This window comes from Sodalis glossinidius str. 'morsitans' (assembly GCF_000010085.1).
Lineage (GTDB): Bacteria > Pseudomonadota > Gammaproteobacteria > Enterobacterales > Enterobacteriaceae > Sodalis > Sodalis glossinidius.
Map to the genome: position 1 here is coordinate 2,876,767 of NC_007712.1, position 20,798 is coordinate 2,897,564.

At 55.5% G+C, this 20,798-nt stretch carries 23 protein-coding genes and 3 pseudogenes; 2 read left to right on the top strand and 24 right to left on the bottom strand.

The window, feature by feature from the left end; genetic code table 11:
* Position 1: 1 nt before the first annotated feature.
* From SGP1_RS15290 to SGP1_RS15360, 15 genes and pseudogenes are all read right to left on the bottom strand, one after another.
* Positions 2-208, bottom strand: coding sequence for a class II holin family protein (locus SGP1_RS15290; protein WP_011411029.1), 207 nt, complete (start codon positions 206-208; stop codon positions 2-4).
* Between the two features lie 100 nt (positions 209-308).
* Positions 309-861, bottom strand: a pseudogene (locus tag SGP1_RS33945) (tail fiber assembly protein).
* An 11-nt stretch (positions 862-872) separates the two neighbouring features.
* Complete coding sequence (locus SGP1_RS15300) at positions 873-1,085, bottom strand: hypothetical protein (RefSeq protein ID WP_148203537.1); 213 nt, start codon at positions 1,083-1,085, stop codon at positions 873-875.
* 360 nt (positions 1,086-1,445) lie between these two features.
* Positions 1,446-2,051, bottom strand: a complete 606-nt coding sequence (locus SGP1_RS15305; RefSeq protein ID WP_041867072.1) for a phage tail fiber protein — start codon at positions 2,049-2,051, stop codon at positions 1,446-1,448.
* Positions 2,052-2,066: 15 nt separating this feature from the next.
* Positions 2,067-3,617, bottom strand: a complete 1,551-nt coding sequence (gene terL / locus SGP1_RS15310; RefSeq protein WP_041867073.1) for a phage terminase large subunit — start codon at positions 3,615-3,617, stop codon at positions 2,067-2,069.
* Positions 3,618-3,710: 93 nt separating this feature from the next.
* Positions 3,711-3,953: a hypothetical protein gene (locus tag SGP1_RS15315; protein WP_243466047.1), complete on the bottom strand. Its 243-nt coding sequence runs from the start codon at positions 3,951-3,953 to the stop codon at positions 3,711-3,713.
* Between the two features lie 79 nt (positions 3,954-4,032).
* Positions 4,033-6,506 (bottom strand): annotated as a pseudogene (locus SGP1_RS15320) (hypothetical protein).
* A gap of 1 nt (position 6,507) precedes the next feature.
* Positions 6,508-7,980: a hypothetical protein gene (locus tag SGP1_RS15325; RefSeq protein ID WP_011411509.1), complete on the bottom strand. Its 1,473-nt coding sequence runs from the start codon at positions 7,978-7,980 to the stop codon at positions 6,508-6,510.
* On the bottom strand, positions 7,977-9,653 hold the full coding sequence (locus tag SGP1_RS33950) for a hypothetical protein (protein ID WP_243466048.1): 1,677 nt from the start codon (positions 9,651-9,653) through the stop codon (positions 7,977-7,979). Before SGP1_RS33950 ends, SGP1_RS15325 begins: the two co-directional genes overlap by 4 nt.
* Positions 9,654-10,509: 856 nt before the next feature.
* A pseudogene (locus SGP1_RS35750) lies at positions 10,510-11,020 on the bottom strand (hypothetical protein).
* A gap of 1 nt (position 11,021) precedes the next feature.
* On the bottom strand, positions 11,022-11,474 hold the full coding sequence (locus SGP1_RS15345; RefSeq protein ID WP_011411510.1) for a GNAT family N-acetyltransferase: 453 nt from the start codon (positions 11,472-11,474) through the stop codon (positions 11,022-11,024).
* Between the two features lie 2 nt (positions 11,475-11,476).
* A complete protein-coding gene (locus SGP1_RS33960) occupies positions 11,477-12,106 on the bottom strand; it encodes a hypothetical protein (RefSeq protein ID WP_243466050.1) in 630 nt (209 codons plus the stop codon).
* Positions 12,107-12,652, bottom strand: coding sequence for a hypothetical protein (locus SGP1_RS33965; RefSeq protein WP_243466051.1), 546 nt, complete (start codon positions 12,650-12,652; stop codon positions 12,107-12,109).
* A 1-nt stretch (position 12,653) separates the two neighbouring features.
* Positions 12,654-13,217, bottom strand: coding sequence for a hypothetical protein (locus SGP1_RS15355; protein ID WP_041867074.1), 564 nt, complete (start codon positions 13,215-13,217; stop codon positions 12,654-12,656).
* Positions 13,218-13,271: 54 nt separating this feature from the next.
* Positions 13,272-14,183 (bottom strand): phage capsid protein, encoded by a 912-nt coding sequence (locus SGP1_RS15360; protein ID WP_041867075.1) that lies wholly within the window; start codon positions 14,181-14,183, stop codon positions 13,272-13,274.
* 272 nt (positions 14,184-14,455) lie between these two features.
* Here SGP1_RS15360 and SGP1_RS33970 point away from each other — a divergent pair, with 272 nt between their 5' ends.
* Entirely contained in the window at positions 14,456-14,722 is a 267-nt protein-coding gene (locus SGP1_RS33970; protein ID WP_243466052.1) for a hypothetical protein, read from the top strand.
* On the opposite strand, the gene SGP1_RS33975 is transcribed toward SGP1_RS33970, so the two are convergent.
* The 5 genes from SGP1_RS33975 to SGP1_RS15385 form a co-directional block, all read right to left on the bottom strand.
* Positions 14,708-15,205 carry a hypothetical protein gene (locus tag SGP1_RS33975; protein ID WP_011411512.1) on the bottom strand — a complete coding sequence of 166 codons (498 nt, stop codon included), beginning with the start codon at positions 15,203-15,205 and terminating at the stop codon, positions 14,708-14,710. The two genes, SGP1_RS33970 and SGP1_RS33975, sit on opposite strands and share 15 nt — an antisense overlap.
* 93 nt (positions 15,206-15,298) lie before the next feature.
* On the bottom strand, positions 15,299-16,852 hold the full coding sequence (locus tag SGP1_RS15370) for a portal protein (RefSeq protein ID WP_011411513.1): 1,554 nt from the start codon (positions 16,850-16,852) through the stop codon (positions 15,299-15,301).
* A 3-nt stretch (positions 16,853-16,855) separates the two neighbouring features.
* A complete protein-coding gene (locus tag SGP1_RS15375; protein ID WP_041867076.1) occupies positions 16,856-17,074 on the bottom strand; it encodes a hypothetical protein in 219 nt (72 codons plus the stop codon).
* A 10-nt stretch (positions 17,075-17,084) separates the two neighbouring features.
* Complete coding sequence (locus tag SGP1_RS15380; protein ID WP_041867077.1) at positions 17,085-17,513, bottom strand: hypothetical protein; 429 nt, start codon at positions 17,511-17,513, stop codon at positions 17,085-17,087.
* A 90-nt stretch (positions 17,514-17,603) separates the two neighbouring features.
* On the bottom strand, positions 17,604-17,870 hold the full coding sequence (locus SGP1_RS15385) for a hypothetical protein (protein ID WP_025246086.1): 267 nt from the start codon (positions 17,868-17,870) through the stop codon (positions 17,604-17,606).
* 654 nt (positions 17,871-18,524) lie between these two features.
* On the opposite strand from SGP1_RS15385, the gene SGP1_RS15390 reads away from it, so the two are divergent.
* Positions 18,525-19,073, top strand: a complete 549-nt coding sequence (locus SGP1_RS15390) for a coiled-coil domain-containing protein (RefSeq protein WP_011411515.1) — start codon at positions 18,525-18,527, stop codon at positions 19,071-19,073.
* Between the two features lie 260 nt (positions 19,074-19,333).
* Here the strand turns inward: SGP1_RS15390 and SGP1_RS15395 are convergent, their stop codons facing one another.
* Genes SGP1_RS15395 through SGP1_RS15405 form a run of 4 tightly spaced genes read right to left on the bottom strand, consistent with a single transcriptional unit; the run spans position 19,334 to position 20,797 of the window.
* The gene (locus SGP1_RS15395) at positions 19,334-19,537 is read right to left on the bottom strand and encodes a hypothetical protein (RefSeq protein WP_041867078.1); all 204 of its coding nucleotides are present in this window, start codon (positions 19,535-19,537) and stop codon (positions 19,334-19,336) included.
* A gap of 26 nt (positions 19,538-19,563) precedes the next feature.
* The gene (locus SGP1_RS15400) at positions 19,564-19,938 is read right to left on the bottom strand and encodes a RusA family crossover junction endodeoxyribonuclease (RefSeq protein ID WP_011411516.1); all 375 of its coding nucleotides are present in this window, start codon (positions 19,936-19,938) and stop codon (positions 19,564-19,566) included.
* Positions 19,935-20,318 (bottom strand): Rha family transcriptional regulator, encoded by a 384-nt coding sequence (locus SGP1_RS24580; RefSeq protein ID WP_050747737.1) that lies wholly within the window; start codon positions 20,316-20,318, stop codon positions 19,935-19,937. Before SGP1_RS24580 ends, SGP1_RS15400 begins: the two co-directional genes overlap by 4 nt.
* Before the next feature lie 41 nt (positions 20,319-20,359).
* Positions 20,360-20,797: an ash family protein gene (locus tag SGP1_RS15405; protein WP_158302414.1), complete on the bottom strand. Its 438-nt coding sequence runs from the start codon at positions 20,795-20,797 to the stop codon at positions 20,360-20,362.
* Between the last annotated feature and the right edge of the window lies 1 nt (position 20,798).

Consider the following 20,798-nt stretch of genomic DNA (forward strand, 5'->3'; position numbering starts at 1 on the left):
CTCAGTGCCTTTTTCGCCGGTAATCTTTGATTTTGAAATACAGATTGGTGAGATAGGTCAAAAGACCAAAAAATACCGATGCCAGCACGCCGATAGCAGACCATTGCCCCGGACTGACGGTGTCCATAAGCTGAAGCAGCCAATAGCCGCCGCTTCCCAATGACGTGCCGTAGGATAGCCCCGCCGCAACGTCCGAAATGTTATTCATTCTCATGCCTTACCCCCGTAGGGAATCACACTGTGTTATGCCACGGAGAGTAAGGCGTGCGAGCGGTCGGGATCCTGACTATAAAAAGTGAATTGGATTTTTAGAATTCGGGTGGCTCCAGCCACTCAATATCCGGCGCTTGGGTGATATCCACGCGGTTAAGTAGCACACTGTAAGTCTCCCACTGTGTGAGCGCCGTTTTTTCTTCCTCCGTTGCCATACCCAATCGCACCGCGCGCCAGCGGGGCTATTTTGTTCTCAGCCTGTCGTTGCTTTTCTTCTTTCAGCATGGCTGCGGCTTTGCGGTGCTCTTCAGCACTGTAAATTCGCGGTTGAATTTTTCCGTCTCGATACATCCACTCCCCTTCAATGAGAGTATCCTTGTCGACCGTCTGCAAAATGCCCGCATCAACCTCGGTGACGGAGAGGCCAATGGGTACCAGCATGTCCGCATCCATTGCCGCCATTTTGATTAATCCGTTTTCCTCGATATACGCTATTTTTAATGTCCCTGATGAAAAAAGTTTTTGAGCGTCGTACCAGTCATTGCCGTTTTCGTCTTGCAAAAACAGTTTGGTATAGGGGCCAAATTTCTTAAATACCGCTGAATTTTCATCGGGTTTGTAGCGCTTAAAATTTCTTAATGTTTGCATGGCCTTCTTCTTTAATCGTTAACAACACTGACCCAGGTATCACCAACCAATAACTGAAAATAGCGAACCGCGAATATGGTAGAGGTGATATAAGCATTAGCTTTAACGCCAACAATGACTCCGCCATCGCCAAACGTGTGCTGCGCATAGCCTATCTCCCCCGTCCAAGTGATGCCCGTCAGGCGACCTTTCTTGACGAATGTTCTGTGGAGATAGGCACTCAACGCCCCGCCCCAAACGGGACCCTCCACTTCCCCGTTTTCAAGATAATGCGCGGTTCTACCGCCCCATGAAACGGTGATATTTCCGCCGGCAAAAATGCCGGATGGCGCGTAAAAATTCCCATTTTTATTAAATATTCAATCTCCGCCGCCATCATTGCCGTTGTTTAACCGAACGCCATCACCGCCCTTGTCTTTGTAGAGCTACATGCGAACGCTACCATCCTGATTATGAAAACCCAAATGCTTGCGGTCATCCCCCTTCAGGACGAGTTTGTTCCCCTCTACGATGACGACTCCATTAACGGTGCCGCCGGTTTTATCGAATTTCTTGTTTGCTTCTTCACGGATGCTCGTTAACGCCTACTGCACGGTTTCGCTTTTACCGTCTGCCCGCTGACTGCCCATCTTCGTCGCACCATCGGATTTCGCCAGTTTGGTTAACACATCGGCGGCACTGCCTGTGGGCGGCAACGCCGCAATCAGCGCACCCAATGCATCAAAGGAGAGTAATTTTCCGGCTCGCGTGGCCACATCTTGGCTATCCAGGGGGGATCCCAGCCGAGAGATACGATAACCTTCAGCGTTAAAGGGTAACCCCGTCAGCGGACGACGTAGCACCAAACCAATCTGGATAAAAGAACGCTGAATAGCCATCCAAAGGCGGTCAAAATCCTTGTTAACCGTATCGGACAGCATGTCGCCGTTATCCTGATAATCCGTCAGCCGGGTCGTTGGCACCACACGCTCCAGCATCACCGTCGCACCCGTGGCGGGTGGGGTAAGGAATGTCACATTGCCACCGCCCAGATTACCCGTACCTGTCACGGTATACCCCGTATTCACATCGACGCCGTTAACCGTGATCTGAAGATCTGCGGCACTGATAATATAAAATTCAAACGGAAAAACCGTTGTCACCCCGTTCGCGGTGTAAATAACGTAGGGCGTCTGATTGGGTACCGACATGGCGCATTCTCCTGGCTAGTAATCGACGTCGACGCTGTGCTCGCCGTCACTTAACTGCCAATTTTCGCGCGCCCGAGTGGTCGGGATCCCGACTACTTTACCGATACGTACCGGCGTTTGACTAATGGCACCGGCGCCGGAATCAATATAGTCATCCGGTTGATCGGTAAGCGCAGGGTTAAACTCCCACATCTGGTCGTACATCGGACCGTCAAGCACATCGCTGTGCGCCCACAAGAAACGCGATGATAATGGCGCTTCAAACGCATCAAGAATACGTTTCTGCTTTTTGATTACGCTTATCTCTTCACGAACACCGCAACCGCTCCCCTTTAGCGCTTGACGCAATATTTTGCCGACAAAGAGACCGGGACCGTTGACTTCGACACAGACGACCGGGATCTGGTATTTGAGTACCAGTGCTTTAATCTGCATCACCTGCCCGCCGATGAGTTTGTTCTTGTCATCGAACTCGGCCAGATCGCCGATGAACGCCTGGCATACCTGCCAGTAAAGGTGACCGCGCGCATCGGTCAGCATCAAGGAAAAGGCGCTGACATCTGCTTTTACTTTCCCGGATGCCACGTCCCACCAGGCGACGGCACCCACAATCTGCGTCGCCCCCAGCCACAACGAGCACGCCCGGTTTGCGTAGCGTATCTCCGGCTGCACGTTGTACTCACGGATGCGGTCAGGATCGAGACGCACCTCACCCATGGGCTTACTGTGCAGCTGATATTGACTGTCCCATTCGTTAACCGTGCGACAATCCTTACGCCGGGTTTCAAGCTCTTCCGCGTTGAAACGTTCGGGCCATTGGCAGCCCGCGTAACAGTCAATCATCGTTTCGGGTGGCGCCGCAAACGCGATACCGTCTTCTGTCAGCCGATAATCCACGTGCTCGACCAGCAGTCGTGCCCCATTGTGGATCCCCATAAAGACATAGTCAGGTCGAAACGGCAGCGTATAGTGCAGACTGACCGCCTCATTAGCCTCAATGCGATACTCGTGCGCAAACAGTTTGATGGTCAGACAATCCGCGCCCGCGGCCTCCATCTCGTCGTACAGACTGTCGTAGGTATGGGGTGTACAGATAAACAATTTTCGGCCTCCGGGAATAAGAATATGCGTCTGCTCACTCAGACGGTAACGCAGCTTTTCGCGGGCTTCTGGTGTCTGAATATTGCCGGGGACTTCCACGTCATCGTTTTGGCATTCGTTCGCACGCGCGCCCTCAACCGACCATTGCTCAACGGCACCGATGCTTTTAGCCAACATACCTTTCGTCAGCGGATGGTTACGCAGCACGTTCTGCGTGTCGCGACTGGTTTTACGGGCGGTGGAATCCGATTCGGACTGATGAAGAATACGGTACTGCCGATCGCGGTAATACCGCCAGGCATTATAGACGGCCAGAATAGTCGATTTACCGAAGCCACGAAAGCAACGGAGCACCGCCAGATTGCCGCGATGCTCCAACCAGTAGCACGCGCGGTAATGACAGTCGGGCACATCCCATCCCATGCGCTCCGCCCATATCAGGAAGAAAGCGAGGAAAGACGTCATGTCTTCCCTTTCTGTATGCGCGCAATGATTTTCTCCGCTTCTCGCTCGGCACTGGCAACCTGTTGACCCAGCTCGAACGCCTCATCATCATCGCTAGGGCGGCCTCCTGGCGTTCCCCCACGCATTTGCAGGCCGATAAGCGTATGCACCTTGGAACAGCGTCAGCGTCGTCGCCGCGTTCTTCTTGCACCAGTAACGATCGCCGCGCTCCTGTTTAGTGTGCGCGTCAATGGCCTTTCCGGCACCAGGCCAGTTATCCGGATCGGCCTCTTCCAGCACCACATCCGTTAATTTATCACTCAGCTTGCTGAGGCGTGTTTTTTCATCGTTATGCATAAAAAAGCCCCGTGATTATCACAGGGCTATCATGGACTTGCTGAAAGGTCGGGATCCCGACCGATTAGCGCGAGCGGGTTTATTGCGGCAGCCTGTCCTGCGGACGCCACCAATAGGTTTGATTAAACTCTTTCCGGGAACGCTTTTCCATTCGACGCAAGTAGCCCGGTGAAAAGATTTCCTGTAGCTGATTAAAGACCATATGGTCAAGCACCGCTTTGGTATACCATAAATTTTGCCCTGGGATCATGCCCTTGGCAAACTTGACGAGATCGCCCCCGGTTTGTTCCGGCTTACCCTCGACCGCGTTGAGCGGGATACCCTGCAACAGTTTAATGGCGTCATCAACGACCCCCGCCACCGGCCCGAGCATGGAGGCCAATGCGCCAGAGCCATACCGGGTGTGGTCGGAAAGCAGAAAATCACCATACAAGCCCGCACCGCCGCCCTTTAAAAAGGCATTGACCCAAAATTGCAGGGCTTTATCGCCCGTTATATCCCGTGGATTTCTTCCCGCAATAACTTCGCTAATTTGTTGGGACATCGCACCCAATACTGTCGTACTCGCCAGAAAGGCCGCCAGATACGCCGCACGACCGCCCGCAGAGGGCATATTCAACGCACGGGACCAATGACGCATCATGACCGCGATGGGGAAAGATTTGAAGAGAAAAACACTACGCACAAGCTCGCCCCGCCAGTCCCCGCGCTGCATCGCCGCGCCGGTCACCATTCGCTTGCGCGCACCGGGCGTAACCACCGCTATATCCACTTCATCGCTCACGGCGCCGAGCAATTTGCGCATCGCCTCAAATTTCACCAGCTCGGCGTTCCCCAACCCGGCAAGCTTCTCATTCGGGATGCGCATAATACTTTCCGGGGTCAGCATGGTGTTGTTGCCATTTCCCCAGTCCTCTTGCTCGGCCAGCTTCCAGACCTTCCAGTCCTGCGACGTAATGCCTTTGCTTTTGAGTATGCGCGCGTCCTCATCGGCGATTTTCGCAATGTCGGCGTGCTTGCGTACAAGGTTGCCGATACCGCCCATCATGGTAACACCGTAGGCCGCTTATGCGCGTCCGACCACGCGGATAGCCCACTTGCTCGCATTACCGCGTTAGCAACCCAGCGAGAGGGCGAGGGGCCCATATTATCGGTCGCCCAGCGGTTGACGCTTCCCAACAAGGTTTCCATCGCCAGACTCGCGCCGCGGGCAAACCGGATCTCGTCCTTATTCGCTGGGTTCATCGCCGCAAGCTGATTGCGTAATAGCTGTGCCATCGGCAAGTTATTGACCTTGGCAGTCAGGTACATTGTGCCGTTATCGGAAAGCGAAGAAATCAGCGCCGACCCCAACCGCGAAGCCACTAGCCAGTTACGCACGTGATCCGCCCAGCGGGCAATATGAGGATTGGCGACCGGCTGCGTTTTCCCAGCGATAAAGTTGTAAAGGTCTTCTGTTTTGTTCTTCAGTTTTTTTATCTTGCCGGTTCGTGATGGCGTTTCGTCAGCGGTTTTAGCCGCCAGCTCGTCAAGCAGGGAGCGGAACACATGATCGGGATTAGGGCCGTAGGTTTCCACCAACGCGATATCTTTGCTAATGCCGTCCAGGTGGTTGACCAGAATATCCCACATCGACTTTTCCCCGAAGCGCTGCTGATAGGCTATATACCCTTCCGCGTCTTTGAAATGAATTTGCCTTTCAGCGTTGCCACGATTGGCGCGCGCGCCAGACAGGCGTCGCCCCGAATCACCCAGTTTGTTCATACCGCCGGTCGCTATGGTTTTGTAAGCATGACCAAGAAAATCGGCAACGTCCTTATCACTCATCAGCTCACCGTTCTCTTTGACGTACTTATTGCGGTCAAGTTTCCCTATCACAAACCCGACCCAGTCGGATTGCGTGGCTTTGCCTACCTTTTCCATTGAATGGTATTGCGGCATGCCCCAGTCTTCCAGGTGACCGATATCGCCTCCGGCATCGTTAAAGCGACGTCGCAACAGCTCGGAGACGTTTTTCCACGCTTCAGCCCCCTTTTTTGCCCTCACGTTACCGGTATCCTGCCCACGCATTTCGTAGACCAGATCGCGGATCCACTGCTTATCCTCAAAAAGCTGAAAGAAACGCGGGTCAATGGCGCTGAATAATTCATCCAGTTGGCTTAGGGCATAATCCCGCGTCGCCTTGGTGCGAGATTCCACCGATAGAAAAGGGGCTTTGCCATCAGCGTGAAATGCAATCTTTCGGTTCAAGGCTTCCAGCTTGCCGCCTTTTCCCTTATAGCCAGCGATAAAATTATCCAACCGCTGGCGCGCCGCTATCGTCAGCGCCACCCGCCGCTTTTTCAGCGTGGCCTCGCGCTCTAACGCTTCCGCCGCCATGTGTCCCGCGCGCTGCATCCGCTCTGACTCGCTTAAACTCCGCCATGATGTCGGGTCGTTACGCGCCAAATGGCGCATATTTTTCACGATGCGATCTTCAATCCCCTGAATCTCTGCTGAGGTCAACGTGCGTTTCGACGCCGCGGTGATCGCCTGTATACATTCCTGTCGCATACTACGCTCTCCCAAGGAAGCAGCTCACGGCCACATCAAATAAACTGGCGTCGTGCTGAGCGTTTTCAACATCCTTGTTGGCTTGAGCCAACAAGTCCGCTGCCCTTACCGCTGTCACACTGTCGTCATGATCCACAACATGCACCTCAAGATCGGGATTTTCCATCACGGCGCGCTCTGCATGCCGGAAATCATATTCATCACCCACGGTGTCGTTACCGCGGGCCAGACGTTCCCCCGCGGCTAACTGGTCCTGTCTCACCTGCGCCACTGTGCGGGGTTTAGGCGTTGATAACCCACTCATCCCTGCGACATCCGCTTGATACTGCTCCGCTGCCGTGGTGGCTTCACCCCTAAGGCCTAGTTCCTCCCGCACTGACTGTGAAGCCAGATTGACTCTTGGCGTCTTTTGCAGAAATTCCGCCCCCTCAAGCAGCGCGCCGACATCGACAGGTTCACCTGCCAGTACGCCCGCCATCGCCTTATTCATCGCCTGGGCATGGGCATTGCAGGAAAGTACGCTGACAGGCACCCCCGGCGCCACGGTCACTTCAAAGTTAACATGGCTGCTGCTCGTCAGTGCGGCATCAATCTCTTCCGGGGAAACGCGCCTTACCGGTACATCCTCACCACGGCTATTGATGAAGCGCCCCAGCCCACCGGGCGCAAGCCCCAGAACGGCATCGGTTGCCAGTGCTTGAGAGGCCATAACGTCATACTGGCGCGCCATGTCCTCGTAACCGCCACGTCGTAAAGTCTCGGCGGATAACCCACGCTGGGCCATACCCATAGCGATATTAGTACCTGCCGAATAAAACAGGTCAGGTGCAGCGCGGGCCACGGCACCGGCTAATGCCCCCGAGGCGCCTCTGCCAACAGACAGCGCGGCACTTACCCCCTCGGCCACCGCGCCCCCTGCTCGCAACCCCAGCGACATAGGGAGAACCGCACCTAATGCCGCCGTGCCGCCGGTGACCAGCGCCTTATCAACGGCGGTCCCGTAATCGACGCCGTCGGCTCGTGACTTTTCGTAATAGGAGAATCCTTGCAGCGTGCCCACGGTTGCGGCAGCGCTCCAAGGACCACCCATGAGAGAGCCTGCGATAGCCTGTCCGCCTAGTTGCCCCAGAGAGAACAGCACTTGCCCCGCGGTTCCGGTTGTTCCCAGATCGGGCGTGAGTTCGCGGACCCTTGTTTCAGCCAGTTTCCGCTGTGCCTTGAAAAAATCGGCAGAGAAATCACGCACGCCAAAGGTTTCACTCACCGCGTCGGCAACAGGCGATATCGCGGTATCCAGCGCCGCCCATCCCACTTGATCCGCCTGTCTTACGCCAGACCAAAGTCCTTTAAAAAGGGCAGTCCCCGCGCCATCGAAGAAAGCCGCATCTTGCAGCGTACCTGTGCCGATGGGATGTTCCGCGGCGTAGGCCAGCGCTTTATTTTGTTGTGTCGGGCTAAAACTGAAATAGCTCATTGAGGAATGCCCTCCTCGCCAAAGCGGAGCTTTTCTGCGTCAATGTGCAACACCACCGGTCTGTCGTCTTTTCCTAATAGATACCCGGCCCCCAGTTTTACCAAATACTGACTATCACCTTGGCTCTGTAAGCCGTATCGCACGGGCGGCGGCTTGATTCCGTCGTCCAACACTTGTTTCTTCCAGGCTACGCCCACCGCTTTATTGAACTGGCTTTCTGACATCTTCCAAGGTGACAACACGTCCCCCTGTCCTCCGTAGTTGTAAACGCCCCCGGTCGCCACGTTGATAGCCTGGGTCCAAGTGTCTTTGTCGTATTCCCCAGAAACGTTCCCCTTGCGTGCCATGACGCCAGCGTAATAATCCTTCGCGACATCGTACGCCTGCGCAGCGCCTTCGGCATCCCCCACAAAAGCCTTGCCTACCTTGTCGACAAACTCAGGGCGTAAATCAGTATCTTTAGACATTTCAATCCCGCGGGTTTTATTCTCGACCCCGTTGACGTTGGTCGTCACGCCGGTGCGGGCGTTGGCCCCTTCGATAATCGTTTTCGCTGCATCATCCGGGGTGACCATTACATCGGCGCTCCCCCACCAAAATCCCTCATTCCCTGTCACATTACCGCGCTTTCCCATGATGGCACCGGCAACCGCCGCCGACGGCGCGTAGCGGCTCACCTGCTGTAACGCGGCTGAGTACTGCGCCCCTGATCCCAGCCCCTGCCGCATTGCATCCAGATAAGCGACGGACTGTGACGCCGGCGCAGAACGCAGCATTTCGCCTATCTGAGACACTTCCGACTGAGAAAAAATGGCTAACGGAGTGCCGTAATGCCGGGCCAGATCAGGGGTTAAGCTCGCCCGCGCCGATAGCCCCGCGCTGAAGGCCTCTGGCGTTTGCATATCGAGAGGGTCAATCTGTTTTTGTTCCGCGGCGTATTGAATAGAATCTTGCATTCGCGCCCTGTTGACGTATTCAACGGCTTTTTGCAATGTCTCATGCCGTTTAGCCGCCTCGGCGTAACCTTCTCCTGGCACGGGTTCGCGCGCATTCAGCAAGGCCTGCTGCCCCACCGGTGATAACTGCTGGACCGTTGAGATATCGCTGCCTAGCTGTTGGGTATCGAGATAATTTGCGTACGCTTTCTGGCCCGCATCGTAGCCGTAGGCGCGGGTAAATTCGTCCGCTGTGAATTCACGGGGGTAATTCTTCCCGCGTAACGCCGCCGCGGTGAAATCTTTCAGCTCACCCTCTAATTCAACACGATATTCCCGCTGCTGCTGACTGAGCTGCCCCTGCGCCACGCTGCGCAACCGGGCGAGTTGTACCGGATCTAACTGGGTCACGGCGGTAGTCGCGCCCGCCGCGCGCAAGTTGTTACCGTCCGGCGTGGGTAGCGTCACCAGACCCAGCGCGGACATTGCCCCCGTTGAGATTTGGTCTTTGGAATAGGGGTTACCGCCATTTTCATGCTGGGTTATTCCCGCACACAGCGCGGTTAGCGTATTGATGTCCGTCAAATCAAGCCGCTTGTCGGCGGGAACTTTCAATGCATTAGAGACAGCGGCAATATACGATGCCGTGTCGTTTTCATTCGACGGCGCCCAGCGTCCGATGATTTGCTCGACCGTGTTGTAACCGCGTTTATTGTAGGCCAGCAGGTTTTTGCACAACGCGCGAAGGCCGTGCTCAGGCGTCGCGAATGACGCAAATCGTCCGTCGCCTTTGGTCTCCCCCTCCCAGGTGTTTTCCGTGCGTACCAGATTCCCCGGATTGTTACTGCGCACGCCGACCGGCTCGGTTGCGCTGCCGCCGCTATAGCGCCCCCCCCCCCGGCGTCTGAAGGCTCTCCCGCCAGCCGGACAAAATCAGCGGGATTCGATACCGCGATATTCTGCGCGGTAGTCAACGCAGTTGTTTTCACATAATTGTTCTGCTGCTCACTTATCTGTTCCGGGGTCCAACCGTGCGCCTTGCCGTACTCGGCGATCTGCTGTTGCGCGCTCCCGACTTCCAGTTGGTAACTGACGTTGTCATGCCAAAACCCGGCGGTGCGCGTCTGGCTGTTGGCTATCGTTGATTCAAAATTCCCCTGCTCAACGCGCCGACGCTGCCCCAACTCATGGCTTAAGCCGGTTCGCTCGAGTTGGATACGCCGCGCGATAGCCTGCTGCTGGAACGGCTCGCGCATATCTGAGGGCAACTCCGCCGCCAATTTATTGGCGAAATCCTCGTATTGCCGCGTGTAATTACCCGTAGCCCCTTCTGCGTTTGTCCCCTGCAACGAAAGCAGCCCGTGTTCGGGGTCATTGACCAGGCCATGGGTGAAATCATCAAGCTGCAGCGTCAGTGCCTGTAAATGACTCTGTCTTTCCTGCTCGATGCGCCGCTGTTGCTGCTCCGCGACCCCGATGCCTACCGACGCCAAATGCTGCAGCGCATTCGCGACGGCGCCGGTGTTGCCCACGTCAACGCGGGTCGGTTGCGTGGCAGTCGTCGCATTGCCAAAATTCCCCACTGGAATACGCATCAGCGGATCCCCATATTCGCGAAAAGGTTACTTGAAGCGGCGTCTGTCGTCGGGTTAGCTTTCTTCCAGCCGGAATAAGCCTTTGCCCCTCCCTGTAATAACGCGCTGCCGGCATTGATATATCCCGCTGATGCCGCATTGCTGCCGCTAATGCGGTCGGCTTGCGCCTGCGCCCTGTAGCGTGCGCTGGTGTTCATGCCGTTTACTATCGTGGTGTAGGCATCCTCTTCCGCATCGCCGGTAATGCCAGAGGTAATGCGTAACGCAGTGCCCGCCCCGGTTTCTACCCCGGAGGCAGCCAGCGGCATTCGCCTGCGCCGCCTGATGCTGGCCCGCCTTACGGATTTTTTCCGCCTGCACCTTTGCCGCCGCTTTAGCTGCATCAGCGTCTGCCTCAGCCTGCGCGGCCTGATAATTCGCCATCTTCTGCTGTTGCTGCCCCTGCACGACGGCACCGCCTGCCGCCAATACCGACGATGCAACCAGCGCAATCTCGACGCCTGTACACATCTCACACCTCCATCGAATAAAGCAGCCCGGTGCGTGACAAGCCAAGCCGTGAATATAATTCGCCGGTGCGTTCCTCGTGCACCCCCGTGGTAATACCCATGTTGATCACCGCGGCATCGTGGTCTTTCGCCCAGGCCATAAAGGATTTGATCAACCGCGCGCCGGCCGACCCCCCGCCACGATGGTTCGGGGAAATGAAGACGCCGTACTCAAACGCCATCAACTGGCGCGAAAACCACTGTTCCCCGATGCCACCGGCCAGCCAGCCGATGATCTGCCCGTTGTGCTCTGCCACCAGAACGCAACCGGCATCGGCGTTGATAAGGTGATCGGCCAAGTCAGCGCATTTTAGCGCGTCAAACGGCGAGTTTTCCGCGTAGCGTGATTCCTGGTACATGCTGGCCCCCAGCGCAATTAACGCCGGGATATCGTTTCGTGTTGCAGTTCGGATCATGGTTAGCCCCCGTTGCTGGTAAACGTGGTGATAATGGCCAGAAGGTGAAACGGCAACGGCTGGCGCTGCTGCACAATCAAGGTATCCTCACCGCGCTCCCAGCCCAGTTTGCCCATATAGTGATCCCCCGTGAACACCTGAGCAGGTTTATCCAAAACCTTCGGGCCGAATGTGCGAAAAGGGATAATCTGGCCGTTGCACTCTGCGCCGATGGTGTCAAGAAAACGCATCGTGACTTCGCTGGTCCGCTTACGCGCGTTCTGCGTTATGCCCTCCGTCGTGGCAACTTCAGGCGTTAATGTCTCTATCGTGGTGTCGTAGTGGAGGCCTATCTCTACGGTCTTCGCTTTACGCGCCAGCGTGACCTGTCCGCCAGAGACAACGGCACGCGGCATGACCGACCCATCGGCAACCACATCCACCGTCTTGCCCTCCAGGTGCCGAAGCCCCGCCCAGGTCGTAGCACCGGCCTCGCTGCGCCCGGTGATTGCCGCATCGGTATTCAGCACGTTATCGAACACTTCGACGTAGCGTACGGTTTGCCCGTTAATGTGACGGCGAACCAGCGCATACAGCACGTCATCCCGCTCGCAGGGAATGGACATCACGGACTCAAAAGCACCCTCTGTCATCTAGCGTGACCAGGCAACCACATCCTGAGCGCGATCCATCGTCACCGTTACGGCGACACCATCTTCACGCACCAGCCAGATAAATCCGTCCGGCTGCTGCTGGTAAGCCATATCGCGCACATCGCCCGCCGTGATGTGCTCCGCCAGTACCGTCAAATCGTTAGCAGCATAGGACACGAAGCTGTCGGGATCGTACGCCACGGCATAGAGCTTGCGCCCGGCCCGCTGGATAAACAGAATTTCGGTACCGACGCGCAGCGGACGAATACGGTTACAGCCATACGGGCTGGGATTCTTGACCGAAATATTGGTGGGCGTGATAGACGCGTCGTTTCCCGATGTAATGGTAAATTCACCGCCGTAGGTCAGCACAATCAGCGTGTTCATTTGTGCCAGGTGGACGATCGGGTTAAGCTGATCAGACGACAGTGTAAAGCTGATGGCCGCATCCGCGCCATTGGCGTAACGCATAATATCAACGCGGCCCATCAAGCGCGGCGAGACTTCCCCGGCGGTGAAATTGGTTTTAATCAGATTGGCGCGCATCTCAGTGCCTCGACGCCAGGGTGGGGAAACCGTCCAGCCTCTCCGGCGGATCTTCCTGTCCGTTAATGGATTTCGCCTGCTGGAGCAGGAAAGCGGCTTCTTGGGTCAGACTGTCGCGCAAACTGGCAGATCCCGTCACGGCATAGGCCAGTTTTGCCTGCATCGTCACTTCGGCGACGTTAACCAATGCCACGTCCCAGGTCGATTCATCCTCACTGCGAAAGATATAGAGCAGACAGGCCTCCTGTACGTTCGCCAGCAGGCGTTTTCCTTCAATGCGATACGGGATATCGTCATACCGCTCCCCCACCGACAACACCTGGATAAGATCCGCCGGAAGGGGGAACTGGTAGCCAAAACCGAAAGCGGGGGCGGTACTGACGGGAGAGAGCACAACACGTTTAATGGCACAGTGCCACGGATGGGCGCGCAGCAGGTTATTGCGTACAGAAGGGTAAATATTGGCGCAGAGTCTGGCGTGCGAGGTCGCCTCATCGAAACTGTTGATCGGATGCACCCCCAGCGCCAGCAGCGCGTTAGAGCAGATAGATACGCTAGAACTCATGGCGACACCTCAAATGAGAAAGGCCGGGGATCCCCCGGCAAAGATCCCGGCGGCTTACGCCACAAACTCGATAGCGACGACCTTTTTTTCGTTTGCCCGACCAGCACCATAAGACGCATCGACAGAAATCTGGATGGTGTTGTTTTTATCGCGACGCAGGCAGATATCGACGTTGTATTGTGCGCCCGTCCCCAAATGCACCGCAGATTTACACCAAGCAGCGGCGGTTTTGGTGGTGACGGCAGGCTCGCCTGCTTTCGCTTCGTCCAGCTTTTCGTACGCCAGCCACTTAAAGCCCAGCCAGTTACCGAACACCGCGCCCTCCTGAAGCATCTTCACCGCCATAAAGTCGGCGCTGGTCAACGTGGTATCGCTGAGGATCTGCGTCAACATGTCGGCATTGTAGGTGATATACAGCTCCTCACCGTTCTGTTCATCGCACTCGTTACGGCGAAACATGGCCTTGGCAGCGATAAGCTTGGCCTTGGTCATGCCGGTTTTGCCTGCGACAATCTTTTGCGTTGTCGGCAGGGCAACGGGCGCATAAGCACCGGTATCCGATGTTTTGCGCAAAACGGTATCGAGCAACGCCCGATAAATAATGTCGTCCTTTTTGCGGTTAGCCGCAGCTAGGGTCAGCTGTAAATAGGGCCCCTGCGGATCAGCAATCAGTTTGCGCAGGTCACGCTTCTCCACCGGCACGAAGACCCCGTAGTCCGCCATCAAGGCGTTACGCGTCCCCGCTTCAGGGACATTCCAGACCGTATCACCGAACCGCGTAGTGATTTGGGTCATCTCGATAGTGCCCATATCGTTGATGGTGAAGGATGCCCCGGTAATATGGCCTCGGTCAGTAACTGCGGCCTGCAGGCGAGAGTCTTTTTGCTGCGAGGCAATTTCAAACGAATCATGGAACTGCTGCACAAACGCAGCGGTGATCATGTTCTTATTGGCATCAAAAGCCATAATGCACACTCCGAATAGTGATTAATCGCCTGCGAGGTGTCGGTCTCCCGGCTCGTTTCAACGCTGCCCGGTTGGCGCTGACGGACAGGGGGGATCAGGTATCCGGCTACCCAGCCGGGCTGCTTTGTGAGGATTGTGAATGTGATGTGCGGTCAGGATCCCGACCAAATGAAACGAGGCCAGCCACGCAGCCGGCCTGTTGAACGTCACGCGACAGAATGTGTGCCGTACGTCTTCTGGTAGAATGCACGTATCTGTGCAGCAACACGATCATGATCGGCATGTTTCGGGTCGGCATAGGCTTCCGACTTCATCAGGTCACGGATGACTTGCTGCGCCGTCGGGTTAGCGTCCGCCCCGGCGGGCGTATCCTCCTGCATCTCCACCCCCACTTTCGCCAGCAGGCGGATAACCAGCGGATTATTGCCGATATCATCCAGGCGATCTTTGTCGCCTTCATCGGCCAGCGTATGAAACGCACGGTAGGCCAGACCGATGTTTTTGTTAAATTCAGCGTCAGATTGCTACACCGCGCGTAACTGTGTCCCCGCGGCGTCCGCATCCAGCTCGGCCGCACCGTTCACTAACGCCGAGGCACGTTGCAGGTACTCGCCCAGAATAAAGCCCATTTGGTCATTCGTGATGCCCTTGGCGTGAGCGGCTTTGAGAAAGCCCTGCATTTCAGGATCGGCTTTGAATTCATCCCATTGAAACCCCTCGGCGTCTACCTTCGGCGTGTAGTCATCAACGGACTTCGGAGGGGCGTCACCGTGACCTAAACGCTTCTCAAGATGCGTATAAGGCTCTGCCAGTTTGCGTGCAGAGCTTTCCACGTTGAGCTTGCCGTCATCGCCCATAACGCGGAATTTTTCTGGTACCCAATCCGCCTCGGCCGCTGGCGCCTGTGCGCCGGTGCCAAGCAAAGAATGACCTGCATCAGAATTAACAGATTCATCGCCACCGCTGCCCCCCGCGTCCTCGCCAGCATCGGCGTTCATGAATAGCGGTTTAATCGTCCACATCGTCGTATACTCCGTCAGCCTGGTTAATTCTCATGAGAATGAAATCTAGCACGGCACGCTCCCCGCGGCCTGCCCGGCGGCGCTGGCGGCCTCCTACCCGGCCTGCATCATCAGCTGCTGTTGCGCTTGCTGCTGCGCCCTGGCGCGCTGGTCGCGTAGGCTGGTGACATCCGCCGCCGAGCGGATCACCTTCGCCGGTACGCCTAGCGCATCGGCCACCACGCGCGTCGCCTCATCGGTGTCAACCAGATCTACGACCTCCGGGCTAACCTGAGAGAGCTGCGCCACGTTCGCGCCAAGACGTTCAACCGCCGTCACGTCCTCCAGCTTCTGTGCGCGGGCCAGCGGAGAGATATAGAGCACATTAAAATGCGCGGTTTGCATGCTGTCCGGGGGAGGCGGGAAGACGCCTGCGCGGAAGGCAATACCGAAACAGCGCTCAACCAGCGGTTGCAGGTATTCCGCCTGAAACCGGCCGTAGACCGGCCCCAACAGTTGGCGGATCAGGGCAACGCGGACATGGACTTCGGTCGCGGTCATCGCCGGACCATCCTGTGGTTGCAGCTGGTCGGCCATCATGATTTTGCGAATGCTGGCCTGCAGGCGGTCTTCCGCGGTAAACGCGACCTGAAAATCAGCCCCGGTGAGTAAGGGCTTCATACTGTTCACGCTGCTCGCCACAATAATACGGCGCGGGCCGACCTTGACGGAGTACGGATTTATGACACCGTCATCCTCGGAAATCCACATGCCCGAAATGGCCAAATCCTGCGCGGCCTTCTCCATGCGTTTGGTTTCGTTCAGCTCCTTGCAGTCTGGCAACGCATCATATACCGGGCCAATGCCGTACGCGCCGCCAGGGATTTTCATCCAGCGCGGTACGCAAACCGGGAATTCGTGGTAACCCGATTCTCGCACTATGCGCTTTCCCTGTCTCTCCACGTGAAAAGAGGCAAAGCGTAAATGCTTAGCCAAACAGGCGTTTACCCCATAATTCGTACGCGGGAATATCGCGTGCAAGAAATCAAACTTGTCATCCGGCTTATCCCTGGCAGCACGGCGTATTTTCTCGCTGACGCCCGCCTCCCCGAACTCGGCGATAGCCTGCTCGGCGGTCATCTGGTAGCAGCGATAAATCGTATCGACAATGCCGTCTTTGCGGGTTGACGCAACGTAGCATTGCGACAGTGGCCACTGCTGGAACGTATAGCCGCCCTCCTCCCGGTTCTCGTCGATGTACAGCACGAACCAGCCCGCGCACACGACGTCAAGATTCTCCTCATAGCCTTCCGCGTCAAAATTAGCAGCGTGGATGTTCTCCCATACCAATGTGGCACAGGTGGAGAGCCAGGCCTTGTCCTCGTCAGCCAGCGATTCACAGTCGAGATTGAGCCACTGTGCGTTGGCCGGGGTCATGCCGGACATGAGCGCCGAGGCCAGCATGCGGGCGCTATCGGTGGCGGTACCGTCCAGCAGCTTCGCCACCTTCGACTTAGCGCTCTGTGCGTCCAGCACGTCAGCTGAAAAACCGGCGCCACGCAACGGATAGGTGTAGTCGTAGCACTCGCTCCAGACGCTTTCATGCCGCTGGCGATGGGATTTTAGCGCATCAGCACGCGTAATCAGCTTGACGGCGAGTTCATCCATTGGTTACGCCCCTAATGCCTTTTTCTGCGCCGGTTGCGCGCCCGAAGACAACAAAGAGCTGCCTGAGTCCGCGGCCCCTTCTGCACCACTGGCCAGCAAAGACGAGCGTTTCTTGCGCGCGGCGGCATCTGCGTTCGCCGCCTTTGCCGCGGCGTCAGCCGCCGCATTGGCTTCAGCCTGCGGATCCGTTCGTACGATCTGGGGTGCACTCCCTCCACACATCACGTTCTCCTTAGCCCGGCACGTGCCAGCCGTGTTCCGTTAAAATCGGCTTACCCAGTACGGGCTGACGTTTACCCTCTTCATTATTCGTCACAACCCCAAGCGGCGCAACGGGTGCTGCCGTGATGGCTTTCTTGACGAGTTCGAGGAAAGAGAGATTGTCGGTCAGCTTCTGGTCGGCCATATCGGTAAAGCCCAGCGCGTCAAAGCGGGTGATGATGGCTGCGGCCTGCGCGTCAAGCATGGACAGGATAGCGTTACGCTTAGCCTGCACAGTGCTGTCTAGCAGTGCAGAAACCCTCTGCTGCACGGTCTGCTCATCGGCAGTGCCGACACCCTCAGGCAATGTCTGATTGCCCGCCTGTTCGTCTGTCGCAACCTCTGCGGCGGTTGTGGACTCCTGCCCCGGGATTTCGACGGTTTTTCTCTTTCGTGCCATTGTCGTGGCTCCTGTCGATAATAGAGCCACCAGTGTGAAAGGGATGCCCGGGCGGGATCCCGACCAAATACGCTGTTGCGGAAGCGGGGGCTAGCGTTTGTTGCGCCAGGCGTACACAAAGCGCCGCGATGATACCTGCACGGGCAGCTCTGTGCGCTGGCGATGTGTCACATAACACCAGAAATCAATCAGCGCCTCGCCGGTGTGATGATTAGGTGCCGCGCCCTGCTTCCAGCCAATAATCGCAGACTTGGACACGTCTAGCTCTCTGGCGATTTCCTGTAACGGAATGCCGGCGCGGGTAATGTCGTTTATCACCCGGAACCAGTCGGTTTTGACCGTTGCAACTACTGGCACGCTTTAAAACGCGCGCGCGTGCGATCCTGAGAGCGTGTTTTTGCCGGTTGCAACACACCGCCGGCCTCGGCTGTCGCCGTGGTCAGTGTGGTAGGTCTCGTTTTTTGATATGCCGCCTGCACCATCTTACCCTCTGGGTTGGACGGCACAGCAGTTGAGTTAGAGGGGGTGTCAGTTGTTCAGGCTGGCGTGGTGATTATAGCAAACTACCAGCAAAGTTGTCAGTGCCAATTGAAATCTGACCCACCATGCCGAAGTAAAACTGACCCACCTGCTTCTGTTTTGGGTGGTCTATGCCGTAGGCATGGGAGGCGCGAAAAGTACTTTAAATGCCCTCAGGAGCTTCAGCGCGCCGATACGTGAGCGAAGCGAACTTCTGCACTAGCATGGCCCCGGAAACCTCGCCAGCTCGCTGCTGAGCCGCTTTTTGACATATTGAAATGGCGGCGGCGAGAGGCTAAATATGCATCTTCTGACGGGCATCTGTTGTGTTGGGTTTTTATTGTCTCCTACGGGAATTTTTCTTTGAGGTTTTTCCGCAGGTGGTAGCGCTTAAATTGGCACAGTGGGTCAGTTTTGGATCGGTAGTGACACAAAGTTGCCTTGCCATGCCGCTCACCGCTATACTGTCTGCATCACCAAGAGGATACGCATATGGGCCAAGTCGCATTTGATACACAAGAGTTCGTCGAAACGCTGGAAAGCGCCGGGTTGCCAAAAGATCAGGCCAAGGCGATTTCCCTCGTTGTGCGTAAATCTCACGAAGTCGCCGATCTTGCTACCAAAGCAGATGTCAACGATGTAAGACGTGACATTGCTGATATACGTAAAGATTTTTCGACTGAAATTACCGGCGTCAAGCGCGATATTGAAGACGTCCGCAAGGACTTATCTGCGGAGATAGCTGACGTTCGTAAAGATATGGATGCTCGTTTCGAGAAGAATGAAGCTCAGATGCAAGCTCGCTTTGAGAAACACGAAGCTCAGATGCAAGCCCGCTTCGAGAAGCACGAAACACAAATGCAAGCTCGCTTTGAAAAAACCGATTCCCAAATCGCCGATGCCAGAAAAGAAACGGCGACCCAGATAGCCCTTTTGCGTAAGGATGTTGAAAGCATATCAACGTGGTTGCTCATTAAGATGGCTGCCATGATGACGGCACTTCTTGGCATTGCGGTCACGCTTGTCAAAATCCTCATCTAACCTTTCTTGGCAACCCACGCCCAGCCCCAAATTATCTTCAGAACGGGATTGAATCCTCGTACGCATCGACGGGCGGTATTCCTTGAGATGGATAACCGCTTGATAAAGTTGCTCTGCCCGGCCGATACAGCTGCTGATTCGTCATAGGTGAACAAGGTTTTGCTCATGATACGGTTTCCTTGAGATTTCGGATGTTGGTAAATTTATAGTCGCTACAAGTTGCGGTGCCGCTGTTGAGCGTCAAGGGTATTCGTTTACATTTACTCTTTAATTTTCTGACTTTCAAAATATTTCCGCTTTTCCCAATCTTCTCCACATTCTTTGCAGCAGAAATTACCCTCTGTCGGATCTGCGCAATTGTAGCATCGCCCGGTAAGCGGCAAAGGCTCACCACGATGATTCGCTATCACATGTTGACGAAATGCTTCCTCGTTCTGGCTGGCTATATCGATGCTATCGGCCATAAATTATTAGCTTACTCGTACACTTATTAAATTTTGTGGTGTTTCAACAATAGAAAGATACACTCTCCCCCCTTCGTCACTGGTCCCCACTCGGCTTCAAGCTTTTTGATTTGACTGTCGTCAATCCAGATCCCGGCATTAATCACCGAATCAAACAATGCCTTGAAATAATTATCAAGATCCCGCTTTGCTCTGCTCGGCGGACAAAACATTACCGATACGGCTAAGTCGCCCTTCACTGGCTGAGGCATACCGCGGAGCTGCTCAAGAATTTCCGCAACCGCCTCAGCTCGATACCTTCTGCCCCGCTCACTGACAAGATGCCGCCCTGCAAGCTTTCCCCGGTTCGGTGCTCGCCAGTAGCCGTTAACGCTCGGCGGGAACGGGAGAGAAAGATTCACTTGCTACCGCCCTTTAAGAATTTGAGAAGTTCATCTTCTTTAAATACCAAATAGCCAAGATTTCCGGCAAACCACCGAAATTTATCCATATCGCCGACAATCGCATTGAGTGGTATTTCTTCGGTAAATAGAATATTTTCTGCTCGATCAAGATAAAGCAAAATGCGTTTAGCAACATTCCCTAACTGTTTTGATCGTCCTGCCTGTGTCCCGTATAGCGTGGCTTCCATACGATTAAAGGCCTTAATGTAATCAATTTTCCACTGCAACGCCCGCTTGCCTGTGAAGCCCATCACGATCAGCACGAAGGCATCGCGGGTGAGTTCAAAGTACGGGCTTTTACGCACTGCTCCATTGGCAACTTCGACCTCTTGGAACATCTCCGCAAAATTGCTGACATGATAGTCACGCTCACAATCGGCTATAACGGCTCGAATTTTTTTAGTACATCGTCATGGCGTTTACGGAAATATGCTGCAACATCAAAGGAAGTAGTTAAAATTTTACCGTTCTGTTCAAAAACTTTCGGCTCTACGATTTCAATAGTCTTAGCTTGGGTGAGGGTAGTAGTCATTATGACAGCCTCCGATACGATGGTAAAACAACCACCACCAGAGGTCTCAAGCTCATTGGTGGCAGCCCAGACGGGGTTGAGACTACCGGTCGTATCGGAACCCGGCCAGCCCTTAGGCTGCCCCGCCTGAGCCACCATTGAATGGGTAACTACAGGCAACAAAAAACACGCTTTGGGTGCGTGTTCTGGCACCGATACGATATACGGGGTCTCAAACCCGGCAACGGAATTTGCCGCTGCAAGGTGACTATATCGCCCGCCAATCATCGAATCAAGCCCAAACACG